This window comes from Sphingorhabdus sp. (genome assembly GCF_041737645.1).
Classification (GTDB): Bacteria; Pseudomonadota; Alphaproteobacteria; order Sphingomonadales; family Sphingomonadaceae; genus Sphingorhabdus_B.
In genome coordinates this window covers 1-21,408 of record NZ_JBGSRI010000039.1, presented here as the reverse complement: position 1 = coordinate 21,408, position 21,408 = coordinate 1, and the positions used below count along the sequence as shown (strand labels likewise).

Genomic DNA, 21,408 nt, shown 5'->3' with positions numbered 1-21,408 from the left:
GACTTATTCGAAAAGATCAAACGATGACAAAAGCCAAGACCGCCAGCCTTTACCGCATGGTGATGGACAAGCACGTCTGTCCCTATGGGCTCAAGAGTAAATATCTGCTTGAACGCGCTGGCTATGTAGTCGACGATCGCTGGCTGACGACGCGCGAGGCCACCGACGCGTTCAAGGCCGAGCACGGCGTCCAGACCACACCGCAGACGTTCATCGACAGCACGCGCATCGGCGGCAACGACGATCTGCGCCGCCATCTCGGCAAACCGGTGCGCGACCCCGACGCCGTCACCTACCGCCCGGTCATCGCGATCTTCGCAATGGCCGCGTTGATGGCGCTGGCTGGAAGCTGGGCGACGACCGGGGCGCTGCTGACGCTGCGCAGCGGCGAATGGTTCATCGCGATTTCGATGTGCATCCTCGCGATCCAGAAACTGCAGGACGTCGAGAGCTTTGCGACAATGTTCCTCGGCTATGATCTGCTCGCCCGGCGCTGGCTGCCCTATGCCTATATTTACCCCTTCGCCGAGGGTTTGGCGGGCGTGCTGATGCTGGCGCGGGCGTTGGACTGGCTGTCGATCCCGGTCGCTCTTTTGATCGGCGGCATTGGTGCGGTCTCGGTGTTCTACGCTGTCTATGTGCAGAAGCGCCAGATCAAGTGCGCCTGTGTCGGCGGGAACACTCGGGTGCCTTTGGGGTTTGTCTCATTAACCGAAAATCTAATGATGGTGGCGATGGCGCTGTGGATGCTGTTCGCGCCGATGGGAGCGATGCAGTGAGTTACACCAGTTTTCTGGCAATGATCGTAACCTCGACGATCGTCATGTTCGGCCTGATGTATTTGAACACATACGCACTCGATCATATTCTCTACAGCCAGACTCGCACTTGGATGGCCGTATATATGGGCGCGGTGATGGCGGTTATCATGCTCGCCTTCATGTGGAAGATGTACGACGGAAGGTCGGCCAAGCTGACCATCATCGGCGCTTCGGTCCTTGTTTTCTCAGGTTCGCTTTACCTCGTGCGCAGCCAGGAGAGCGTCGATGACGTCAGCTACATGAGCGCGATGATCCCGCATCATTCGATTGCGATCATGACCAGCAAACGCGCGCACATCCGCGATCCGCGTGTGCGACAGCTCGCGGATAACATCATAAAGGCTCAGGTCAGGGAAATCTCGGAAATGAAACGGTTGATCGCCGATCTTGAAGCGAAGCCAGTCACGGCCAATGCAGCCGATTTGCCGCCGGTACCTGTGCAAAGCACGGTCACGGGAAATTGATGGCACAAGGCAATACGCCTTTGACGACTAATGCTCCGGGGAGGGACTTGCCTGATGAATTGTCCGAAACCCGTCGGCGCGCGCTGACAAGATGGGACAATGAAGGGGGGGCGCTTGCGGCGATGGCGCAATGTGCCGCCGCGACCGTGCCCGAGATGACCAACACCGAGCTGGTCCACTTGCGCATCCGCGTGATCGCGCTTGAAAATCTGATGATCGCTGTCTTGGCGGAGGGATCGGAGCGGCAGCGCCTGTTGGCACGCGAAATGGCCACGCTCATTGCACCCCGACTAGGCTTTACCCAGCATCCGCTCACCGTTCATGCGGCCGATCATATCATCGACCTGGTTGATCGTGCAGACCGGTTTCGAACGGACTGAAGACACCGAGCCAATGCTCATCCCGCAGGAGCAGCCCTGTGGTCTTACCCAGACACCAGCTGCGACAAGGGAATATGACATGCAAAGTTTGCCAATTGGTCGCCAAATCATTCGCTGGGGATGGACACTCAGCGTCTTTATTTTGCTCAGCTTTCTTGTCTGCATTGCTTTCGGCCTTCTGCTGCCCGGACGCTTCCACATGCACGAGGCATGGGCACCGTTGCTGCCGGGATTTGAGTGGCTGACATGGCCAGGTTTCATCGCAGGCGCAGTTGGTAGCTTTCTCTATGGCTGGTATATCGCCGTCCTGATCGTCCCGCTCTACTGCTTCTTCGGGCGCTGGAAGCAGTCATGAGCGGCTATATTTGCCCGATGCACCCTGACGTCCGGCAGGACGAGCCGGGTCGCTGCCCAAAATGCGGCATGAATCTTGTTCCGGACGATGGCGGGCAAACCGGCGCACATTCCCACCTCGACACATCTACCGGCAAAACGGAACCGCCACCGAGCGATGGCCGCTACAATCATGTGCCAGAGAGTTTCACCGGTACCGTCTTTACCTGCCCGATGCACCCCCAAGTGAGGGAAACGGCGATGGGGTCCTGCCCGATCTGCGGCATGGGGCTGGAACCTGAAACTGCAAACCTAGCGGATGAAGGCCCCAATCCGGAACTGACAGACTTCAGCCGCCGCATGTGGGTCGGCGCTGGATTGACCGTGCCGCTGCTCATCCTGACCATGGGGCCTTTCGTAGGGCTAGGCTGGGTCCGCGAACTTCTTGGTGAGCGGGCGACGCTATGGATCGAGTTCGGGCTAGGCACGCCCGTCGTTTTATGGTGCGGCTGGCCGTTTCTGGTGCGGGGCTGGAGTTCCTTCCGCACGATGAACCTCAACATGTTCTCGCTGATCTCGATCGGCGTCGCCGCCGCCTGGATATTCAGCGTGGTGGCGCTGCTTGCGCCCGATATCTTCCCGACAGGATTCCGTGACGCACAAGGTCATGTCGGCGTGTATTTCGAAGCGGCTGCCGTCATCGTCACGCTTGTCCTAGTAGGGCAGGTGATGGAGTTGCGCGCGCGCGAAGGTACTGGAAAAGCCATTCGCGCCCTGCTCGATCTCGCCGCAAAGACCGCTCGCGTGGTGCGCAAAGATGGTAGCGAGGAGGAAATTGCGCTTGACGACGTGAAGGTTGGTGATCGCTTGCGTGTCCGCCCCGGCGACAAGGTGCCGGTGGACGGGGTCGTTGTAGAGGGCCATTCGTCGATCGACGAAAGCATGATCTCGGGCGAGCCGATGCCGGTGGAGAAGGTGGCGGGCGACGATATAACCGGTGCGACTATCAACGGCACCGGCAGCATGATTATCGAAGCCCGGCGCGTGGGAGCCGACACGACATTGGCGCAGATCGTCGAAATGGTCGCCAACGCCCAGCGTTCGCGCGCACCGATCCAGAAATATGCCGACAAGGTTGCCGGATGGTTCGTGCCCGTGGTCATCGGCGTTGCGATCCTCGCCTTTGTCGGATGGGCCATCTGGGGGCCTGCGCCTGCACTGTCCTATGCGTTGATCGCGGCGGTTGCCGTGCTGATCATTGCCTGCCCCTGTGCGCTTGGTCTGGCGACGCCAATGTCGATCATGACAGCCACTGGTCGTGGCGCGCAGGCGGGCGTTCTGATCAAGAATGCCGAGGCGCTAGAACGGTTCGAGAAGATCGACACGCTGATGGTCGATAAGACCGGCACACTGACCGAAGGTAAACCGCGACTGGTCGCGGTTTTGCCGCAGCCGGGGCATGACGAGGCCGATGTGCTGCGCTTCGCCGCAACGCTTGAAAGAGGGTCCGAACACCCCTTGGCAGAGGCGATTGTAAAAGGCGCCGAAGAGCGCGGCATCACGCTCGCCGAGGCCAGCGATTTCGAGGCGGTCACCGGCAAAGGCGTGGTCGGCGTGGTCGACGGCAAGAAGGTTATGCTGGGCAATCTCAAGCTCGTGACCGACCATGGCATTGATGCTGCCGACCTTACGCCAGCGGCCAATGCACGGCGTGACGACGGCGAAACGGTGATGTTCGTCATCATCAATGGCGTGATTGCCGGGCTGGTCAGCGTGGCCGATCCGGTGAAGGAAACCACGCCCGCTGCGATCAAGGCACTCCATGAACTTGGTTTCCGGATTATCATGGCGACCGGCGACAACGAGCGCACGGCAAAAGCGGTCGCCGCGAAATTGGGTATCGACGAAATCCGTGCCGATGTCTTGCCAGAGGATAAGGCCCGCATCATCCGCGAGCTTCAGGATCAGGGCCACAAGGTCGCGATGGCGGGAGATGGGGTGAATGATGCTCCTGCACTCGCGCAGGCCGATGTTGGCATCGCGATGGGCACGGGTGCCGATGTGGCAATCGAAAGCGCGGGCATCACGCTCGTAAAGGGCAATCTCGACGGCATCGTGCGAGCGAGAAGGCTGTCGCATGCGACTATGAGCAATATCCGGCAGAACCTGTTTTTCGCCCTTATCTATAATGCAGCGGGCGTGCCGGTGGCTGCGGGCTTGCTCTATCCATTGTTCGGCATCCTGATCAGCCCGATGTTCGCGGCGCTGGCGATGAGCGCATCGTCGATTTCTGTTGTGCTCAATGCGCTAAGGCTGCGGACCGCCAGGCTGTGAACGGACATGGCAACAAAGCTGGCGACGAGCACGCCCGCAGCGATAATGACCGCGATCAGAAAAACTCCATAAGCCTTAGCGGCGCGGTTGCGATGGGCACCGGCGTCATGATCGGCGCAGGAATATTCGCGCTGACTGGCCAGATTGCAGAGCTGGCAGGCCCGCTATTTCCGCTGTCGTTCATCGCAGGCGCGCTGGTTACCTCGCTTGCCGCCTACAGTTATATCAAGATGTCGGACGCCTGGCCTTCTTCGGGCGGCATAGCGATGATCCTGCAAAAGGCTTATGGCCCCGGCGTTATTGCTGCATCTGCCTCGCTGTTGATGGCCTTGTCGATGGTCATCAACGAGAGCCTGGTTGCGCGGACCTTTGCCACCTATGCGCTCCGCCCGTTTGGGCAGGAAACCAATGCGCTGTTGGTGCCGATTGTAGCGCTCGCGGTCATTTTGTTAGCCTATTTCGTGAACGCTGCGGGTAATCGTTCGGTCACCCTGTTTTCGCTCGTCATGTCGGCAATTAAAATCGGCGGAATCATATTGTTCGCGGTGGCTGCTATCTGGGTCAGCGGGATTGGCGCGGGGGCGTTCGCCGAATCTGCGGCCCCCGCCCGTCCGATGGATTTCATCGCGTCGGTGGCATTTTCAATTTTGGCGTTCAAGGGGTTCACGACCATCACAAATAGCGGTGGTGAGATCGTTGATCCGCATCGCAATGTCGGGCGCACGATCATGATCTCGATCGCGATCTGTGCGATCACCTATTTGCTGGTGGCCGTCGCGGTCGGATCGAGCCTGACCATCAACGAGATCACCGCCGCGCGAGATTATTCGCTTTCTGCGGCGGCTGAACCGGCACTTGGCGCAGTGGGCTTCTACTTCACCATAGCGATCGCGCTCGCCGCGACGGCCTCCGGCGTCATCGCCAGCGTCTTTGCCGTCACCCGAATGCTGACCATGCTTACCGACATGAAGATGATACCCCACAGCCATTTCGGGATGAGCGGGGGCATCCGCAGTCATATGCTTGTCTTTACAGTGATAGTTGCCGGTGCGCTTGCGGTGCTCTTCGATCTTTCGCGGATCGCGACCCTAGGCGCGTTTTTCTATTTGATCATGGACATGCTGGTCCACTGGGGCGTGTTCCGCAAACTGCGCCAGGAAATTGGCGCAAGGGCGTCTATACTGTTGGCGGCGCTTGCCGCCGATGCCGCCGTGCTTGCAGCGTTTACGACGGCGAAACTCGGGACAGACCCAGCGGTGGTTGGCTATGCCATTATTGGTATTGTTACCGTGTTCGCCGGACAGGCCATGTATTTGCGTAGAGTGCCCTATACCGCACCGACTGACAAATAAGTTCTCCATTTTGACAAGAAGGTGGTGCTTGCTGCCGATCCACCGTGATGACTGCCTTTAGAAGTGGTTTTGGCCTATCGGCCGTCGGGGGAAGGGTGCCCCACGGAAATTGAAAATAGGCATGAACCGACGGCGTCGTAGCATGACTGTGCTACCTAAAACCGGACTGTCCGTTCGGACCGTCCAAGCAGCGGTCGCAGAACTGCTGCTACATGCCAAGGCCGACCTCGCTAAACATTTGGTACTTTCGAACTCGAAATTGTCTATGCTGAAAGCTGTCATGCATTCCGTAGAACGGATAGGCCGCTACCCGCCACAAGGAGCTTCGTGCTCAGATTCTCGGTGGGCTTTCGGCAAGGACAAATGCAGCAGAAAAGGTTCACGATGTCTAACCAAATTGATGCTGACGAAGCAGAAGTCTGGGACGCCTAACGTCAAAGGTGGTACTCTTGCCAAGGTAGAAATGTTTTTGCGCTGGCAGCGCCGCGATCACGCATGTTCAAATCCAAACAGAATTTCGTGATCCCGAAGTGAAATTTCTGGATGGTTAGCTTGAAAATCAGCTACGCCAAGCTTGGCAAGGTCAGGCAAATGTATCGGTCCGCCATCAATTGGAATTTCGAGTGCGTAGACTCTTTCCCCATTCTTCAGCGCATAGAAAATCATACGGTAAACCTTTCGTCCTTTCTGTTAAATAATCCAGCTCTAACAATGACGCGACCTGATTATCAGTTTCAAATAAATAGACGCCGACGCGATTGGATTAGCTTGACAAAAGCGACGCTCGCGATGTCAAAAAGCGGCATTGTGAAGACAATCGGTAACTGCCCGGTAGTTAAGACAATCACATAGTTACCAATATGGTCTTACCCCATATTCTCCGTAATAATTGTGAAAATCTTCCCTTGATGTGGTGTCGTCCCAACCGCTCAGTTCTGAAATATCGAGCTTTGGTGCGAGCGCTAGGAACTCCTCGGTTATGGGCACGACATAACCAGAGTCTTCCTCGCTATACGTCAGTACTGACCATGGAAGCGGCTGGTGTTTGCCGCCCAATCCGAAAAATCCGCCGAAACTTAATATCGCGTAAGCGACCTTTCCGGTACGTTTGTCGATCGCAATATCCTCGATTTTTCCGATTTTCTCATGAGCTTGATTGAAGACATCAGCGCCGTTAACGCGCTTGGCCGGAATCAACGGGTGTTCTACGGAACTGTCATCTGCTTTTACTAGCTCAGCGCTATCCATGATATTTTCCTTTGCGGTTTAGATGCAGCGACTCAGTATGAGTTCGTGTCGGAGACAAGGCTTATTCAGCGGTCCGACGTTTTGCATAGGCTATGTAATTTCAACGCACATCAGTCAGGAAAGTTCCGTTTCTGCGCTATTTAACGGCCATTTTGCAGGTCGAGCCCACGAAAATGCAGGCCAATAGCCAAGACGATGGAATATTCTTCATTTTGGCGCGTCAGGCAGAGCATCTGCCTCAGCCTCCGAACCCAACGTCGTACCTTCGTTCACGATCTTTTCGTTAGTAGACCAGATCAGCGGTAGCGGCCGTTGGAGGGGCGCTAGTCTTAGCACCAGGAAGCCCGCTATCGCCGAGAGGATCGATCCGCCAAGGACGCCGATCTTTGCCTCCTCGACAAGTACCGGATTGCCCGGAAAGGCCAGTGCACCGATGAACAGGCTCATCGTGAACCCGATCCCGCATAGCATGGCGACACCGTAAACTTGAAGCCATGTCGCGCCGCGCGGACGGCTGGCCCAGCCGAGACGGACCGCCAGCCATACGCTGCCGAAAATACCAACCTGCTTGCCGATAAACAGCCCTGCGGCGATTCCGAGCGGCAACGGAGCAAATATCTGTTCAGCGGTTACGCCTTCGAGCGACACACCGGCATTGGCGAACCCGAACAGGGGTACAATCAAATAAGCGACCCAAGGATGCAGGCCGTGTTCGAGACGATGCAGCGGCGAGGTGGCGAGGTCGGGCGCACCCGGCGATCGCATTATCGGGATCAACATTGCCGCTAACACCCCGGCTACAGTTGCATGCACACCCGAAAGCAATACGGCGTACCAAAGGAGGCCGGAGGCAATCAGATAGGGCCAAAGCACCCGTACACCTGCTCTGTTCATAACAAACATCGCCCCCATCACTACAACTGCGGAAAACAGCGCGGCGCCATTGATGCTGGCGGTGTATGCGATTGCGATGACGGCTACGGCACCCATGTCATCGACGATCGCCACCGTTGTGAGGAACAGCTTGAGCGACGTCGGTGCACGGCTTCCGAGGAGCGCCAATACGCCGATCGCGAACGCGATATCGGTAGCCGCAGGTATCGCCCAGCCGCTGCTCAGCGCGCTGTCACCGAAGGTGACCGTAAGATACAATATTGCAGGGACCGCCATTCCCGCTCCAGCGGCAATGAATGGAAGTCGCCGCTGCTTCCAGTTGGACAATCTGCCATCGACGAGCTCGCGTTTAATCTCCAGCCCGACAAGCAGGAAGAAGATCGCCATCAGGCCGTCGTTGATCCACAGGTGCGCGGTCATCGGTCCTAGTTTGTCTGTCAACAACGGACCAGTGGCGCTGTGCAGCAGGGCTTCATATGTCGGGCGCAACGGGCTGTTGGCGATGATGATCGCGGCGGCTGCAGCCGCGATGAGAATGATGCCCCCGGACGCCTCGCTCTGCAGGAAATCACGCAAAGCAGAATGTTGTCCGCTACGTTTTTGCATGCTTACTCCGTTGTTTACAAGTCGGCTCGACCAATGTTGCTAGCCGCAGAACACTATACCACGGAAGCTTTCCGGTCTAGGGAGGGATAATATGCCAGGCCGGACAATAAATCAGTGAGTGACAACGGGCCTCTGTCTATGAGTCGTTTTGGCAGTGAGCGTTGGGACGATTTGCCACTCTATAGTTGGTGGCGCAAATCGATCGTGGGCAGCGTCGATCATGAACAAGTCGTAGCAAGAATATTGGAGGAGAGCGGTTGGTCGCCGCGCTACATCTTCATGACGATGATGTCGGCGGGTATCGCCGTGCTTGGGCTGTTGTTGTCTTCGCCGGCGGTTGTGATCGGCGCGATGCTCATTTCGCCGTTGATGAGTCCAATCCTTGGCCTTGGCTTCTCGCTTGCGCTTTTCGACTTTGCCGAGATGCGTCGTTCACTTGCTGCCTTGGCGATAGGGACGCTGGCGGCCGTCGCGTTCACGGTCGTTATCGTAGCTGCTTCGCCGCTTAAGGAAACGACCGCAGAAATACTGTCACGGACCCGCCCCAGCCTTTTCGACCTGCTGGTTGCGCTGTTCGCTGCATTGGCGGGCACATTTGCTATTATCCGTGGTCGCGGCGAGGCTATTGTCGGTGTTGCCATCGCGACCGCGCTCATGCCGCCGCTTGCCGTCGTCGGTTACGGCATAGCAACTTGGAACATGCCTGTACTGGCGGGATCAACCGCGCTCTTTGTTACCAACTTTGTTACCATAGCGCTTGCCGCAATGGTATTGGCGCGCTTCTATGGCTTTGGCCACTCACTGTCGCAGCGCCAGACGTGGGCGCAAACGGTTCTGCTGTTTGCGGTGTTCGTCGCGATGGCGGTGCCGCTGGCAATATCGCTCAATCAAATAGCCCGGGAAGCCGTAATCACCAACCAAGTAAGAAACACGCTCTCGCAGCGGTTCGGCGCCAATGCCCGCGTGACCCAGTTGGAGATAGCTTTCGATACCGATCCGTTGCTTGTGCGTTCGGTGATAATCGCGCCCGGTAACTCAGCCAAAAGCAGCGCTGACTTGCGCGCGCAATTACAGACGACTTTGGGGCGACCCGTCCGATTGCAACTCGATCAAGTGCTTATGACTCCGGGTTCCGGTGCCATAGAAGCGCAGCGCGCAGAGCTGCGTCAATCGAGTGAAGCGAGCGCTGCTTCGCGTGCCAAGGATCAGTCAATCTTGCGGATCGTCTCGATAGCTGCGGGCGTTAATCCCGAAAATATCACGCTCGACCACAACCAACGGCGGATAATAGCTACTGCAGCAGTGCTTCCAGGTGCCAGCCTGACCACTTATCACATTTTAGAGCAGCGCGCTTCGGCGGCTGCGGAAGGATGGAGCGTCGTGCTGGTGCCCCCGCTCGAGCCTATGCCACTGATACGCTTTCCAGATGGTTCCGATACGCTCGACGAAACAGCACGCAGTGCTGTGGCTCTATCGGCATGGGCCGCAAAACGATGGAACGTACAGGCGCTCGCTGTACCAGGATTGCCGCAAACGTCCGATGCCACTCCAAGCTTGGCGGCGCGGCGCGGTATAGCCGTTGCCACTTTGCTGCGTGAGCAAGGTGTAAAGGCTGTCGCGGCAACAGTCATCGGACGCAATTTCAGACTTGTCGCCACAACCGCAGAGACACAGCAATGAACAACGCAGTCGCCCTTAACGCGCTGGATGCGGCGGCCATACTTATCGTTCTTGCAGCCGCACTCGGCTACCTCAACCACCGGTTCATCGGGCTGCCCCAGTCGGTCGGTTTAACGCTCATGGGGGCGGTCGCGTCGCTCATAGTGGTTGGCATTGACCGGCTTCTGCCTTCCAGTACAGTGAGCGACGATGCGGTCCGGTTCATTGCAGGCATAGACTTCCAGACAACGCTGATGGACGGGATGCTCTCATTCCTGCTTTTCGCAGGCGCGCTCCATGTAGACTGGAGCGAGATGCGGCGCGGGCGCTGGCCAATCCTCGTGCTGAGCACGATCGGTGTCCTGATATCGACGATGATCGTCGGCGGGGGATTTTACGCATTGACCCATGCGGTCGGCCTCGATCTGCCGTTGGTTTGGTGCCTGCTATTCGGCGCCCTGATCAGCCCGACCGATCCGGTCGCGGTGATGAGCGTCCTCAAGCGCGCAAAAGTCGGCCCGACATTGCAAGCGACGGTAGCGGGCGAGAGCCTGTTCAACGATGGCGTCGGTGTGGTCGTCTTCTCGATCATTCTTGCTACCGCGATCAGCGGCGAGGCATTTTCGGTGACGCACGGTCTGGAACTGTTCTTCATCGAGGCGGGCGGCGGCGTAGCACTCGGGCTTGCAACCGGATGGATGGCGTTCCGCGCGATGCGTTCTATCGACGAGTATAATGTCGAAGTGATGATTAGCCTGGCGGTTGTGATGGGCGGCTATGCGCTGGCGCGTCAACTCCACATCAGCGGGCCGGTGGCGATGGCAGTCGCTGGGCTGGTCATCGGCAATGCGGGTGTCGCCCACGCCATGAGTGATACGACACGTGATTATCTGATCAAATTCTGGTCGCTGATCGACGAGATACTCAACGCCGTGCTGTTCCTTCTGATCGGGTTGGTTGTCGTCACAATTCCGTTCGACGTCCGCCTGATACTCATCGGGCTGACGGCGATCCCGCTAGTGCTTGCCGCGCGCGCGATCGCCGTGATGCTGCCGTTAGCCGCGATGCGGCCGTTCCTCAACCTCGGACCGCTGGCGCCGCCAATCCTGATCTGGGGCGGGCTTCGCGGAGGTATATCGGTGGCACTGGCGCTAAGCCTGCCCGACGGGCTGTCGCGTTCAGTCGAACTCACTGCGACCTATATTGTGGTAATGTTTGCCGTGATTGCACAAGGAGGCACGATCGCGCGGCTGATCGACTGGTGGCGGGCGCGGTTTGGGGCTGGTGCGAAAAGAAATGACGAAGGCCACGCTCCGAAGACGTGACCATTGTCAGAGTTCGCTTACTTTCTACCGGAGGCGGTATCAGCAGTTACATGGTAAATCCATGCACACGATCGCGCTGCCCCCGCTTCGGCCTGTTATCAGGCAAGTAATGACTGATAACCGTCGGCTAAGCACGGAACCTTCAACGCAATCATAGGTTTACTCTTCGATCATTGCAGTTTTGCAATCATACATCCGCTTGCGTGTCTGCTGAGCTTGGAACATCCGATGCTAAATATAAAACTAATGTCGATTGCCGCGCTTACCACGGTATTGGCAGCATGTGGCGGGCACGGCGACGATAAGCTTGCCGACCGCGTTGAAAATGCAGCGGATGTCCGAGCGACGGTTATGGAAGCTAAAGCAGACGCCATTAATGCTCGGGCAGAAGATGTCCGTGAGGTCGGTGAGCGCCGCGCCAATGCAATCGATGCGGCAGACGTCAACGCTGCGTCGATGACTGAAGAACAAAGAGACAAGATCGTCGCAAACGAAGCTCCTGCGGTTAAATAACTGTCAAAACTAATCGGGGGGAATTAAATTGTTTGAGCCACTTACGCTGATGGCAGAAAAAGTGCGCGGCTTTGCTGAGGGCTTTTTCTTATTGGTGCCGAACCTTATTGCCGCGATCATTTTTCTGCTGGTCGTGTGGTTTGCCGCAAAATTGACAAAAAAGCTGATAGCAAAACTTGCCGCTCGACGAGGGCGGCCCGACCTTGGCAATATGCTCGGGTCAATAGCGCGCGGGTTCTTACTTTTACTCGGCTTGCTTTTCGCCGCCGCAATCGTCTTCCCCACGGTGAACCCGGGCGATATTTTTGCCACATTAGGCCTTGGTTCGGTTGCAATAGGCTTTGCTTTCAAGGATATTCTGCAGAACCTTTTTGCCGGGCTCTTACTGCTAATACGCCGCCCTTATCGCCGCGGTGACCAAATTGTAGTCAAAGAATATGAAGGCACCGTTGAGGAGATCGCAAGCCGCGCTACGCTGATAAAAACTTATGATGGCAGGCGGGTGATTATTCCGAACACCGACATTTACACGTCCCCGGTAACCGTAAATACAGCTTTCCCCAGCCGCCGCGACGAATATGTGGTCGGTATCGGTTATGGCGATGATATAATGCTTGCGATCAAGACGTTTACTGAAGCCATGCGGGAAACAGAAGGCGTGTTGGCCGATCCCGCGCCAGAAGTTCTTCCATGGCAGCTCAATGATTCTACGGTCGACCTGAAGCTCCGTTGGTGGGCGGATTCGATCCGCACCGAGCAGGTTCATGTTCGCGCTAAAGTGATATTGGCGGTTTTCAATGCAGCGAAAAAAGCTTCGATAGATTTGCCGTTCCCGACAACGGTTATGCTTATACACGATCAAACAGAAGCGACGGACGGAGACCGGACCAAGCAACGCGAAGGTTGGCCTGCCGGCGACTCGCCACCGCAGTCGAGGGCATCGCTAGCTCAGTCTTCGAGAGCCGACGAGTGACGGGAAAACGGTAAGTTCGTCAGATTATATCCGTACTGCCAATATTTCGATATATCTGGCAGCGTGGATACGCAGTTCATAAAGGCTCGGTTAGGCGTCAATACAGACCATACCGATAAACCAGAAGCCCCGACAGCGTGACAATCATAATCGCCACAAGGGGGAGCCCGGTCTTCGTATAGTCGGCAAACTTATAATCGCCAGCCGACATGATCAGCATGTTAGTCTGGTAAGCAACCGGCGTCGCATAGCAGAGGTTGCATCCAAACAAGACTGCCAGCACCAGCGGCTCGACCGGGATGCCGAGCTTTTGCGCGAGGCTGAACGCAATGGGTGTGCCGACTGCGGCCGCCGTCGTGTTCGAGGCGAAGTTGGTGAGTACGGTGACGAACAGCATGACCGCAGCGAGTACCCCGGCGGCTGGAAGATATTGCAGCCCGATTGCGATCAGCCCACTTAACCATTCGGCCGCGCCGCTGTCGAGAATGATCCGGCCGATTGCGATGCTGGCAGCTACCAGCACAATGACCTTAGCCGATAATGCCCGCCCGATCCGATCAAAGCGGACGCAGCCGGTGACGAACATCGCGATCGCGCCGGCAAGCGCGGAAATGGCGATCGGCACAAGTCCGATACTCGCCGGCACCACCGCGCCCGCCATGATGGCAAGTGCAAGCGGTGCCTTGGCGGTGCGCGGCAATTCCTTGGCGCCTTCGAGGATAAGTAGATTTTCGGTGCGCGCCAGTTTCTGCAAATCGGGCATCGCGCCGGTTGCGAGAATGATGTCGCCCTCGCCGAACGCTGGCTCTGCTTGCGATTGGGCATTTGCTGGCTGGTTGTCGTGCCAGATGCTCCGCGCATCGTGGACGCCCAGAATCGCGACATTATAGAGCTCCGCCAGGTTGGCGTTGGCGACACCCTTGCCGATGAGGCCGGAATCCTTGGGGATAGACAGTTCGACAACTGTCAGATCTTCGCCAGTCTGCCCGTAGCCGCTTTGTAGCCGCTCCATCAGCCAAGAGGGGGCAGCAGTCGCGCCGAGAACACGCATCGCCTCTTCCAGCGCCTCATGCGTGGCGCTGACAGCCACCCACCCATTCGCCAAGTTGCCCGTGCCGAAAATCTTTACCCCTTCCGGCAAGCGGCTCTTCAACTCGTCGAAATTCATATCGCGGGCGCGAGAAGTCCCGCCCAGCCTCAACGTAGCGGCAAATCGCCGCGGCTCATGCCCCGCAGCGACGGAATTATCGGGAAGCAGGCGCGGCATGACGAGCCAGACAAATGGCATTGCGACCGCAGCCGCCATCAGCACGATCGGTGTGAAGTGAAAAACGCCCATCGGCGGCAAACCGAGATCGGTGGCAATCGACACAACGAGCAGATTGGTCGAAGTGCCTATCGTCGTCGCCATGCCACCTATCAGCACAGCGCTGTTTACCGGGATTAGCGTCTTGGAGGCTGGCATCCCGCCATTGGTGGCGATCGCGGCCATGACCGGTAATAACAGCACGAGCACGGGCGTGTCGTTCACCAGCATGCTCATGCCCATACCGAGCAAAAGCGTAATGAGCAGGCCGATCTGGTGATTGAAGCGCCATACCCTAGTCAATAATCGCGACGCGGGCTCAAGCGCGCCAGTCGTAACTAGGCCACGGCCAAGTACCATCAGCGCGCATATCGTGATGAGCGCGTAATGGCCGAAGCCTTCGAAGGCGAGCTTTAGCCCGTCGGTCGGTACCTGTCCCGGCAGCGGGAAGGAATAGAGGCCGAGCGCGATGGCGCTGATCGTTAGCAGTGAGATGATCTCGACGCGCGCTCGGCCTGACACGAAGCCGTAGAACATTGCCACGGTGAGCACTATCGCGCCGATCGCATGCGGGGACGGGGCGGTCACGATGTCATCACACGTCGGTAATCGTTGGTGCACCTGCTGCCACGGGGACGATTTCTATAATGGAGTCGCCCGCCTCGATTGCATCGGCTGCCTTTTCCCAGAAGCCGATCGGTTCGCCTTGTCTTAGCAGACGAACGCCGAGTCCCGGACTGATCGAGCGAAGCGGCCGACCGACCTCCGCATCTGTGGCCAACCGCTCGTGCAGTGCGACGCGGCCGTCTGCGGCCGCGAGGTCGCTTATATAATCGACGGCGCCGCGATGGGTAGACGATCTCGCCAGCAGATGCCCACCCAAGCTCACTGGATTGATGATCGAAGAGGCTCCAGCCTGACTGAGCAGATCCTCATTCTCCACCGCGCGCACGCTGGCACTGATCGGAATAGAGTGGTTGAGTTGACGCGCGCTCAGCACGATGAGCGCTGCGGTATCGTCGCGGCCCGGCGAAACAAGCAAAGCTTTGGCACTGTGGACGCAGGCAGCATCAAGTGTTGCGTTGTGTGTCGCATCGCCAGTGAGTGCGGTGACGCCGAGTTCCACGGCAAACGCGACACGCTCGGTATCGCAATCGATCACGACGATCGCTTTGGGATCGACGCCTTGCCGCAAAAGCTCGGTCACTGCCGCTTCACCGCCCGACCCGAATCCGCACACAATATAGTGATGTTGCAATTTCTTCTTGATCATACCTGTCCTTATCCGATCCCATGTGCGCTGAAACACAAAAGTATAAGCAGTGCCCAGAAAGATTAACCAGACGAATAGCCGGATTGGCGTCACCACGAAGGTGTCGAACAGGCGCGCTTGCGGCGTCACAGGCACGATGTCGCCATAGCCAACGGTCGTGATGGTCACCGCTGTGAAATAGAGAATGTCAATGAATGAAACGGCACCATCGACGTTGTCGCGCAAGCCATCGCGATCAAACCAGTGCCCAGCCAACGCGATGCCCATGAGGGCCAGCGCGAACGTAGCGCGGAGCAGGAGCGATTGTCCGACTGTCAACGAGCCCCGGCGCAAAAGGGTGAGCGTTATATCGACCGCGCCTGGTTTGAGCTCCCGTTTAACACTCATGCTCCGAAACCGCTTAGAACCAAGAACAGCCGCCTTTTTGGAGCCTTACCCGTCGCAACACATACAATGATGCATAGGGCGCTCGGCTTAATGTAGCGCCTAGATAGGATGTCTTTCAAAACCATAAGCGCAGGGAAAAATCTTCCGAAATTCATGAGTAATGTTTGGACGTCTAACGCGCCCGATGCAATATAAAGCCATGCAGCTTCTCGCGCTCACGATCTTGTGCATATCTGGTTTTTGGCTCGTGGCAATTGGCTTCTTGATGGCTTTCCGCCCAGCACATTGCCTGCACATTCTCAGCCTTACCGCGTCCACGCACCGTATCAATCTAACAGAACAGGGCCTGCGCATGATTGCAGGCGCCGCAATGATAATACGCTCCGGTCATTCCAAAATACCGCTGCTGTTTGAGGTCGGGGGTTGGTTCATAGTCGTTTCGTCATTGTTATTGATGTTGATACCTTTGCGCTGGCATGCGGGCTATGCGATCTGGTGGGCGACGCTATTACCAATATGGGCGGTTAGAACGGTAGCCCCACTGTCAATAGCCGCAGGATCAGCTTTGATATATGCCGCCATTTAGGATAGCATCAAAGGGTACTTAGTAAGTTACACCACACCAACTTTCTCTTTCCTTGCATCCGAATAGAACAGTGTAGAGGCAAGGTTCAAAGTCAGCGATCTCCGCAGCCAACGAGGCTCATCAGCCATGCAAGCCATTAGAGCCACCATAATTTCTGCAGATTGCGCACATTTCCGATTAGAGTGCTTGTCAGGGAGTTTGGCGCGCGCATGAAATCGAAGTTCGGCATCTCGGCAAACGGTTTTTTAGTCCTGCTGACCAGCATCCTCGCGGCGGCTATATTTCTTTGGTCGCATAGCCGTGTGGTAAATACGCACCTTAGCTTCGCGTCGAAAGGCCCAGCCAAGGGGTTATTCCATGGCGTCTTCCCGTTATGAAGCCTAGCCAATCTTCGGTCGTCGGACGAACAACATGGCTGCTTAGCCAGTTTCGAAAGAAGATATGGGTTCGTGCGGCTCTGTTTAGCCTCGCGGCGGTGGTGGTTGCAATTCTCGCCGCGCTGATCGGCCCCTATATTCCATACGACCCCGGTTTAACGCTTGCGTCGGGGTCGGTCGATCATATCCTCAATATTCTGGCGTCGAGTATGCTTGCAGTGACAACATTCTCGCTGTCGATCATGGTGTCGGCCTACGCTTCTGCAACGTCCAACGTCACGCCGCGCTCGACCAAGCTGCTGATCGCCGATCCAGTTGCCCAGAACACACTGGCGACCTTTGTCGGAAGCTTTTTGTTCAGTATTGTTGGTATTATCGGGCTTGCTGCAGGTCTGTACGACGATAAGGGACGCATCATCCTGTTCATGGCGACGCTCGTTGTCATCTTCCTCATCACCGCGACCCTGCTGCGCTGGATCGAACAACTCGGAAATTTCGGCCGTGTGGGAGATACGATTTTGCGGGTCGAACGCGCCGCTGTTCCGGCTTTCCGCAATGCTGGCCGTACACCGCGGCTGGGGGCGATGCCGTGGATCGATATCCCCGGCACCGCCGTGGCCGTCCTGTCCAGCACATCCGGCCTTGTCGAACATATCGACGTGTCCAAAATGGACGAACTGGCAAAGGCAAATGGCGCGCGAATCTTTATAGGTGCCATGCCGGGAGCTTTGGTCCATCCGTCGCGCGCCTTGTTTCATTTCCACGGCTCGTTTGACGACGCAGCAATCGACGAACTTCGCAAATGCATATCCGTCGGTGACGACCGCGAATATGAGCAAGACCCGCGATTTGGACTTATCGTTCTTTCAGAGATTGCGTCGCGCGCATTATCACCTGCTGTCAATGATCCGGGAACAGCTATTGAGGTATTGGGATCGGGGATGAGGGTGCTTCTGGCTTATGCCGATGCGCATGACAATGCCGAACAGGCGCAATGCCATCACGTTCATGCACCCGATCTGGACATCGAGGAGCTATTCACCAGCTTTTTTAACCCGATTGCGCGCGACGGGTGTGGCATTGTCGAGGTACAGATGAGGCTGATTGCAGTACTGGAAGCCTTGGCGTCACGATCGCCGGAGCTGTTCGGAAACGCCGCAGGTGTAAGCGCGATGAGTGCGGTCGAGCGTTCGAATATTTCAATGGTCGCCGAACACGACAAACTTGAAATCGCCCGGCGTGCCGAGCGAGCTAATTTTGCAGCCCAGATCATTGATTGAGATAATCGGCGTTTAGGCAACGCTGTAAAAACCTAGCATGCCCGATTGCATTCGAGCGTGTTGAGCATTTGGTTCGTGGGTAACTTTCGAGCCTCGCAATTGTGGCTCGGCCGTATGCCATTGGAACATTTTCAAGCTTTCCGTGGTTTATCCGATACATGTGGTTGACCTTAACAATCGACCGAAAACTTGCTTGGTTCGATCTTTGTTATCAAATTTAAAGTCGGCCGGTAATACTCCCAAACGTTCGGAAAGATTGATGATGGCTAATTTCGACAAGCCCTTACATCCTGTCCACCTGATACTGATTGTCGCCGCGCTAAGTCTCTTCACCGGGGCGCTCGTTTCGGACTTTGCATACATCTCCAGCTATCAAGTACAGTGGACCAATTTCGCATCTTGGCTGATCGCAGCTGGATTGGTATTTTGTGGCGTCGCTATCATTTGGACTTTTGTAGAGCTGTTCAGAAAAGACCGGGTTCGCGAACGACCCCTTTTGGCTCTACTTCTGCTCGTCGCAACGTGGCTCGCCGCTTTCATCAACGCTCTTGTTCACGCGAAAGACGCTTGGGCGAGCATGCCGCTCGGCCTGATTCTTTCGATAATAGCTGTGGGGCTTTCGATTGCAGCGATTTGGGCAATGTTCAAACACCAACGAATTGGTGGTACATCATGAGATGCTATAAGTTGGCCGTGTTAGCGGCCTTACCTTTGCTCGCCAGCGCATGTGGGAGCGATCCAGCTTCCGAACAATTTGGTTCCAATCCCGACTTACCCGCAGCTCGGCGCGGATTGTTACCGAGTATGAGCATCGCCAAGCCAGCCGAATGGGCCGACAGCCTGCCAACAGTGCCCGAAGGCTATTCCATTTCAGCCATCGCAACCGACCTCAAGATACCCCGGCAAACTTTGGTCCTGCCCAACGGCGACATTTTGATAGCCGAAGGCAAAGGTGGCGGCGCGCCCAAGTTGACGCCAAAGGATGTCATCGCCGGATATATCAAAAAACAAGGCACCAGCCCGGTAAAGGGCGGCAACCGATTGACGCTACTTCGAGACGGGAACGGCGACGGGGTATATGAAGGGCGCTCGATTTTTGCGGCTAAACTCAACGCACCTTATGGCTTGGCTTTTGCCAATGGGAATATCTACGTCGCCAATCAGGACTCGCTTGTGCGTTTCGCCTACAGTGACGGGCAGACGCAGGCTGGCGGCCCTCCCGTTAAAATCGCTGACTTGCCCTCCGAGATAAACCACCACTGGACCAAGGCGCTGGCGGTGAGCGAGGACGGGCGTTTTCTTTACGTGGGCATAGGCTCGAACAGCAATATTACCGAGCGTGGTATGGCCGCCGAGGTCGATCGGGCGATGGTTTGGCAGATTGATGCCCAGACAGGCGCGTATAAACCGTTTGCGACAGGTCTACGTAACCCCACCGCACTTGCGGTACAACCTGGAATGAACCAGCTATGGGCAGTGGTTAATGAGCGCGACGAACTGGGACCCAATCTCGTACCGGATTACCTTACTACCGTTCGTCCGGGCGGGTTTTATGGATGGCCCTATAGTTATTGGGGCGGTAATGCCGACCAGCGGGTCCGCCCGCAAAATCCTCAAAAAGTCGCGGCGGCAATCCGTCCGGACTATAGTCTGGGTTCGCACGTTGCTCCCCTGGGCTTGGCCTTCTCTATGCCTGCAATGGGTTCGCGTTTTGCCAATGGAGTATTCGTTGGCGAACATGGCAGCTGGAACCGCAGTAAGCCTGTAGGGTACAAGGTCGTATTCGTGCCGTTCAGCGGCGGTCGTCCGGCAGGCAAACCCATCGATTTTGTTTCAGGCTTCCGTGGAAGCGACGGCAAAACAAGGGGCCGGCCAGTCGGCGTGACGCTCGATCCCAAGGGCGCTTTAATTGTAGCCGACGATCTGTCGAATACGATTTGGCGCGTGATACCTTTGCAATCGGCAAAACAGTAATACGGGTCGGCAGGCATCGTTGTAGAGGAAAGCGAGCTCGGGACCCCAGGCAACAAACATGACGTGCTTGCTGGGCAGCATCATGCTCACTGCCGATCGCAGGGCTTGTGGCCATGTGTCTGGATCCCCGATCGGCGAGGTCGACCAGTCATGGTCGTGCATCATCGCGCCGAGTTCACCCCCGCCTTCGAAAGTCACACCCAATTCCTATGCCGCCGGGGCGAGATCGAGACTGTCTTCGTCAAGCACTTCGAGTTGGTCAGGTCTTGGCAAAGAGTCATCCCCTTTCAGTCGAGCGAGAAGGTAGGTCACGGCGAGCACCATATCGGCGGCGTCATAGGGCTTGGGCATCGAGCCGATCGCCACCGTTTTGGCTGAGCTGGCCCGGCTGACCTGTCCGCTGATGAGCAAGACCGGTATACCCAGAGCCTTAAGATGCTCTGAGAGCTCGATGCCATCGTCACGCCCAGCGAGCCGGATGTTGACCAATGCCAGATGCGGCTTTTCAGCTTTGGCAACTTCCAGCGCCTCGGAGTGACGATCTGTCAGGTCGAGGACCTTGTATCCCGCCTCCTGAAGTTCGTCGCGGAGCAGTGTCGCCACGAGCACCTCGTCCTCGACAATCATCAGAGTTTGAGTCGTCTTGCTATCTTTCGCGGCCGTCATGATCATTCCTCTACTAGTCAGCTTTTGATCGCGATGGACGCCGGGCGCGCCCCCGCGAGCGGTTCGCTCGCCGCTTCTGGCTCATCTTCCACCAGCGCGATCCGGGTATGCGTGATGGAAACCTGGGTGCCGGGATGCTCAGGCGTTATTTCCACCGAAGCGTGCAATTGCGCGGCTAGCGCCGCGACGATGCCGGTGCCCAGTCCGGTTCGGACAGGCGCGATCAGCGGCATGCCGACTCCGTCGTCGCGCACGCAGAGAACCCAGTTCGGCCCGTGGAAGTTATAATCCACCGTGATGATTCCCGGCCGTCCATCGGGAAAAGCGTGCTTGAGCGCGTTGATCACCAGCTCGGTGACGATTAAGCCTAGGCTCACCGACACCCGAGCTTCGACCACGCCGTCTCCACCTTCGACAATCAATGCAATTTGACCGACGTCGCCGATCATCGACGCCGAGATGCTTTCACAAAGTTGGGTGAAATAGGCATGCACATTGATGTCGCCGTCTTCGGAGGTGGACTTGTAACGGTTTTGCGCCGGTCACTGATCTCATTATGCCACCTTTGCTTCGAACGCCAGCGGGCTGATGCCACCCAGATATGAGTGACGGCGACGGGTGTTGTAGAACCCGTTGATGTACTGGAAGATCGCGGCC

Annotated in this window: 22 protein-coding genes; 14 read left to right on the top strand and 8 right to left on the bottom strand. The window is 56.9% G+C overall.

Translation table 11 applies throughout. The features are described from left to right. Window positions 1-23: 23 nt before the first annotated feature. The 6 genes from ACEW72_RS06655 to ACEW72_RS06630 all read left to right on the top strand — a co-directional run bounded on the left by ACEW72_RS06655 (window position 24) and on the right by ACEW72_RS06630 (window position 5,684). Window positions 24-779 (top strand): MauE/DoxX family redox-associated membrane protein, encoded by a 756-nt coding sequence (locus ACEW72_RS06655; RefSeq protein WP_373475600.1) that lies wholly within the window; start codon window positions 24-26, stop codon window positions 777-779. Window positions 780-799: 20 nt separating this feature from the next. Next, on the top strand, window positions 800-1,285 hold the full coding sequence (locus ACEW72_RS06650; RefSeq protein WP_373475599.1) for a DUF305 domain-containing protein: 486 nt from the start codon (window positions 800-802) through the stop codon (window positions 1,283-1,285). Further along, window positions 1,285-1,665, top strand: a complete 381-nt coding sequence (locus ACEW72_RS06645) for a hypothetical protein (protein WP_373475596.1) — start codon at window positions 1,285-1,287, stop codon at window positions 1,663-1,665. Before ACEW72_RS06650 ends, ACEW72_RS06645 begins: the two co-directional genes overlap by 1 nt. A 79-nt stretch (window positions 1,666-1,744) precedes the next feature. Then, window positions 1,745-2,020, top strand: coding sequence for a hypothetical protein (locus tag ACEW72_RS06640; RefSeq protein ID WP_373475595.1), 276 nt, complete (start codon window positions 1,745-1,747; stop codon window positions 2,018-2,020). Further along, window positions 2,017-4,332 carry a copper-translocating P-type ATPase gene (locus ACEW72_RS06635; protein WP_373475594.1) on the top strand — a complete coding sequence of 772 codons (2,316 nt, stop codon included), beginning with the start codon at window positions 2,017-2,019 and terminating at the stop codon, window positions 4,330-4,332. Before ACEW72_RS06640 ends, ACEW72_RS06635 begins: the two co-directional genes overlap by 4 nt. Window positions 4,333-4,400: 68 nt before the next feature. Continuing rightward, window positions 4,401-5,684 (top strand): APC family permease, encoded by a 1,284-nt coding sequence (locus ACEW72_RS06630; protein WP_373475598.1) that lies wholly within the window; start codon window positions 4,401-4,403, stop codon window positions 5,682-5,684. A 489-nt stretch (window positions 5,685-6,173) separates the two neighbouring features. On the opposite strand, the gene ACEW72_RS06625 is transcribed toward ACEW72_RS06630, so the two are convergent. The 3 genes from ACEW72_RS06625 to nhaA form a co-directional block, all read right to left on the bottom strand. Further along, complete coding sequence (locus ACEW72_RS06625) at window positions 6,174-6,350, bottom strand: hypothetical protein (RefSeq protein ID WP_373475593.1); 177 nt, start codon at window positions 6,348-6,350, stop codon at window positions 6,174-6,176. A gap of 186 nt (window positions 6,351-6,536) precedes the next feature. Then, window positions 6,537-6,932 (bottom strand): PRC-barrel domain-containing protein, encoded by a 396-nt coding sequence (locus tag ACEW72_RS06620; protein ID WP_373475592.1) that lies wholly within the window; start codon window positions 6,930-6,932, stop codon window positions 6,537-6,539. 207 nt (window positions 6,933-7,139) lie between these two features. Next, window positions 7,140-8,432 carry a Na+/H+ antiporter NhaA gene (gene nhaA, locus ACEW72_RS06615; protein ID WP_373475591.1) on the bottom strand — a complete coding sequence of 431 codons (1,293 nt, stop codon included), beginning with the start codon at window positions 8,430-8,432 and terminating at the stop codon, window positions 7,140-7,142. 138 nt (window positions 8,433-8,570) lie between these two features. Here nhaA and ACEW72_RS06610 point away from each other — a divergent pair, with 138 nt between their 5' ends. The 4 genes from ACEW72_RS06610 (at window position 8,571) to ACEW72_RS06595 (ending at window position 12,902) form a co-directional block, all read left to right on the top strand. Continuing rightward, complete coding sequence (locus ACEW72_RS06610) at window positions 8,571-10,112, top strand: DUF389 domain-containing protein (RefSeq protein ID WP_373475590.1); 1,542 nt, start codon at window positions 8,571-8,573, stop codon at window positions 10,110-10,112. Beyond that, window positions 10,109-11,416 carry a cation:proton antiporter gene (locus ACEW72_RS06605; RefSeq protein ID WP_373475589.1) on the top strand — a complete coding sequence of 436 codons (1,308 nt, stop codon included), beginning with the start codon at window positions 10,109-10,111 and terminating at the stop codon, window positions 11,414-11,416. Before ACEW72_RS06610 ends, ACEW72_RS06605 begins: the two co-directional genes overlap by 4 nt. 216 nt (window positions 11,417-11,632) lie before the next feature. Next, window positions 11,633-11,929, top strand: a complete 297-nt coding sequence (locus tag ACEW72_RS06600) for a hypothetical protein (RefSeq protein WP_373475588.1) — start codon at window positions 11,633-11,635, stop codon at window positions 11,927-11,929. Window positions 11,930-11,957: 28 nt separating this feature from the next. Next, window positions 11,958-12,902, top strand: coding sequence for a mechanosensitive ion channel family protein (locus ACEW72_RS06595; protein ID WP_373475587.1), 945 nt, complete (start codon window positions 11,958-11,960; stop codon window positions 12,900-12,902). 97 nt (window positions 12,903-12,999) lie between these two features. Here ACEW72_RS06595 and ACEW72_RS06590 read toward each other — a convergent pair whose 3' ends face one another. Together ACEW72_RS06590 and ACEW72_RS06585 are read right to left on the bottom strand one after the other, a co-directional pair. After that, entirely contained in the window at window positions 13,000-14,796 is a 1,797-nt protein-coding gene (locus ACEW72_RS06590) for an SLC13 family permease (protein ID WP_373475586.1), read from the bottom strand. A 7-nt stretch (window positions 14,797-14,803) separates the two neighbouring features. Continuing rightward, complete coding sequence (locus tag ACEW72_RS06585; protein WP_373475585.1) at window positions 14,804-15,868, bottom strand: TrkA family potassium uptake protein; 1,065 nt, start codon at window positions 15,866-15,868, stop codon at window positions 14,804-14,806. 184 nt (window positions 15,869-16,052) lie between these two features. Here ACEW72_RS06585 and ACEW72_RS06580 point away from each other — a divergent pair, with 184 nt between their 5' ends. The 4 genes from ACEW72_RS06580 (at window position 16,053) to ACEW72_RS06565 (ending at window position 20,085) form a co-directional block, all read left to right on the top strand. Further along, a complete protein-coding gene (locus tag ACEW72_RS06580; RefSeq protein WP_373475584.1) occupies window positions 16,053-16,454 on the top strand; it encodes a hypothetical protein in 402 nt (133 codons plus the stop codon). A gap of 373 nt (window positions 16,455-16,827) precedes the next feature. Continuing rightward, window positions 16,828-18,111, top strand: coding sequence for a DUF2254 domain-containing protein (locus tag ACEW72_RS06575; RefSeq protein WP_373475583.1), 1,284 nt, complete (start codon window positions 16,828-16,830; stop codon window positions 18,109-18,111). Window positions 18,112-18,370: 259 nt separating this feature from the next. Beyond that, the gene (locus ACEW72_RS06570; RefSeq protein WP_373475582.1) at window positions 18,371-18,787 is read left to right on the top strand and encodes a DUF2231 domain-containing protein; all 417 of its coding nucleotides are present in this window, start codon (window positions 18,371-18,373) and stop codon (window positions 18,785-18,787) included. After that, window positions 18,784-20,085, top strand: a complete 1,302-nt coding sequence (locus tag ACEW72_RS06565; protein ID WP_373475581.1) for a sorbosone dehydrogenase family protein — start codon at window positions 18,784-18,786, stop codon at window positions 20,083-20,085. The genes ACEW72_RS06570 and ACEW72_RS06565 overlap by 4 nt, the downstream gene beginning before the upstream one ends. Window positions 20,086-20,292: 207 nt before the next feature. Here ACEW72_RS06565 and ACEW72_RS06560 read toward each other — a convergent pair whose 3' ends face one another. From ACEW72_RS06560 to ACEW72_RS06550, 3 genes are all read right to left on the bottom strand, one after another. After that, on the bottom strand, window positions 20,293-20,751 hold the full coding sequence (locus ACEW72_RS06560; RefSeq protein ID WP_373475580.1) for a response regulator: 459 nt from the start codon (window positions 20,749-20,751) through the stop codon (window positions 20,293-20,295). 17 nt (window positions 20,752-20,768) lie between these two features. Next, a complete protein-coding gene (locus tag ACEW72_RS06555; protein ID WP_373475579.1) occupies window positions 20,769-21,245 on the bottom strand; it encodes a sensor histidine kinase in 477 nt (158 codons plus the stop codon). A gap of 60 nt (window positions 21,246-21,305) precedes the next feature. Next, on the bottom strand, window positions 21,306-21,408 hold a 103-nt coding region (locus tag ACEW72_RS06550; protein WP_373475597.1), incomplete at its 5' end, for an IS3 family transposase.

Excerpts from the sequence above, each read along its gene's own strand:
- ACEW72_RS06655 (WP_373475600.1), top strand. The coding sequence starts at position 24 with ATGACAAAAGCCAAGACCGCCAGCCTTTACCGCATGGTGATGGACAAG.
- ACEW72_RS06650 (WP_373475599.1), top strand. The coding sequence starts at position 800 with ATGATCGTAACCTCGACGATCGTCATGTTCGGCCTGATGTATTTGAAC.
- ACEW72_RS06645 (WP_373475596.1), top strand. The coding sequence starts at position 1,285 with ATGGCACAAGGCAATACGCCTTTGACGACTAATGCTCCGGGGAGGGAC.
- ACEW72_RS06640 (WP_373475595.1), top strand. The coding sequence starts at position 1,745 with ATGCAAAGTTTGCCAATTGGTCGCCAAATCATTCGCTGGGGATGGACA.
- ACEW72_RS06635 (WP_373475594.1), top strand. The coding sequence starts at position 2,017 with ATGAGCGGCTATATTTGCCCGATGCACCCTGACGTCCGGCAGGACGAG.
- ACEW72_RS06625 (WP_373475593.1), bottom strand. The coding sequence starts at position 6,350 with ATGATTTTCTATGCGCTGAAGAATGGGGAAAGAGTCTACGCACTCGAA.
- ACEW72_RS06620 (WP_373475592.1), bottom strand. The coding sequence starts at position 6,932 with ATGGATAGCGCTGAGCTAGTAAAAGCAGATGACAGTTCCGTAGAACAC.
- nhaA (WP_373475591.1), bottom strand. The coding sequence starts at position 8,432 with ATGCAAAAACGTAGCGGACAACATTCTGCTTTGCGTGATTTCCTGCAG.
- ACEW72_RS06610 (WP_373475590.1), top strand. The coding sequence starts at position 8,571 with ATGAGTCGTTTTGGCAGTGAGCGTTGGGACGATTTGCCACTCTATAGT.
- ACEW72_RS06605 (WP_373475589.1), top strand. The coding sequence starts at position 10,109 with ATGAACAACGCAGTCGCCCTTAACGCGCTGGATGCGGCGGCCATACTT.
- ACEW72_RS06585 (WP_373475585.1), bottom strand. The coding sequence starts at position 15,868 with ATGAGTGTTAAACGGGAGCTCAAACCAGGCGCGGTCGATATAACGCTC.
- ACEW72_RS06580 (WP_373475584.1), top strand. The coding sequence starts at position 16,053 with ATGCAATATAAAGCCATGCAGCTTCTCGCGCTCACGATCTTGTGCATA.
- ACEW72_RS06575 (WP_373475583.1), top strand. The coding sequence starts at position 16,828 with ATGAAGCCTAGCCAATCTTCGGTCGTCGGACGAACAACATGGCTGCTT.
- ACEW72_RS06570 (WP_373475582.1), top strand. The coding sequence starts at position 18,371 with ATGATGGCTAATTTCGACAAGCCCTTACATCCTGTCCACCTGATACTG.
- ACEW72_RS06565 (WP_373475581.1), top strand. The coding sequence starts at position 18,784 with ATGAGATGCTATAAGTTGGCCGTGTTAGCGGCCTTACCTTTGCTCGCC.
- ACEW72_RS06560 (WP_373475580.1), bottom strand. The coding sequence starts at position 20,751 with ATGACGGCCGCGAAAGATAGCAAGACGACTCAAACTCTGATGATTGTC.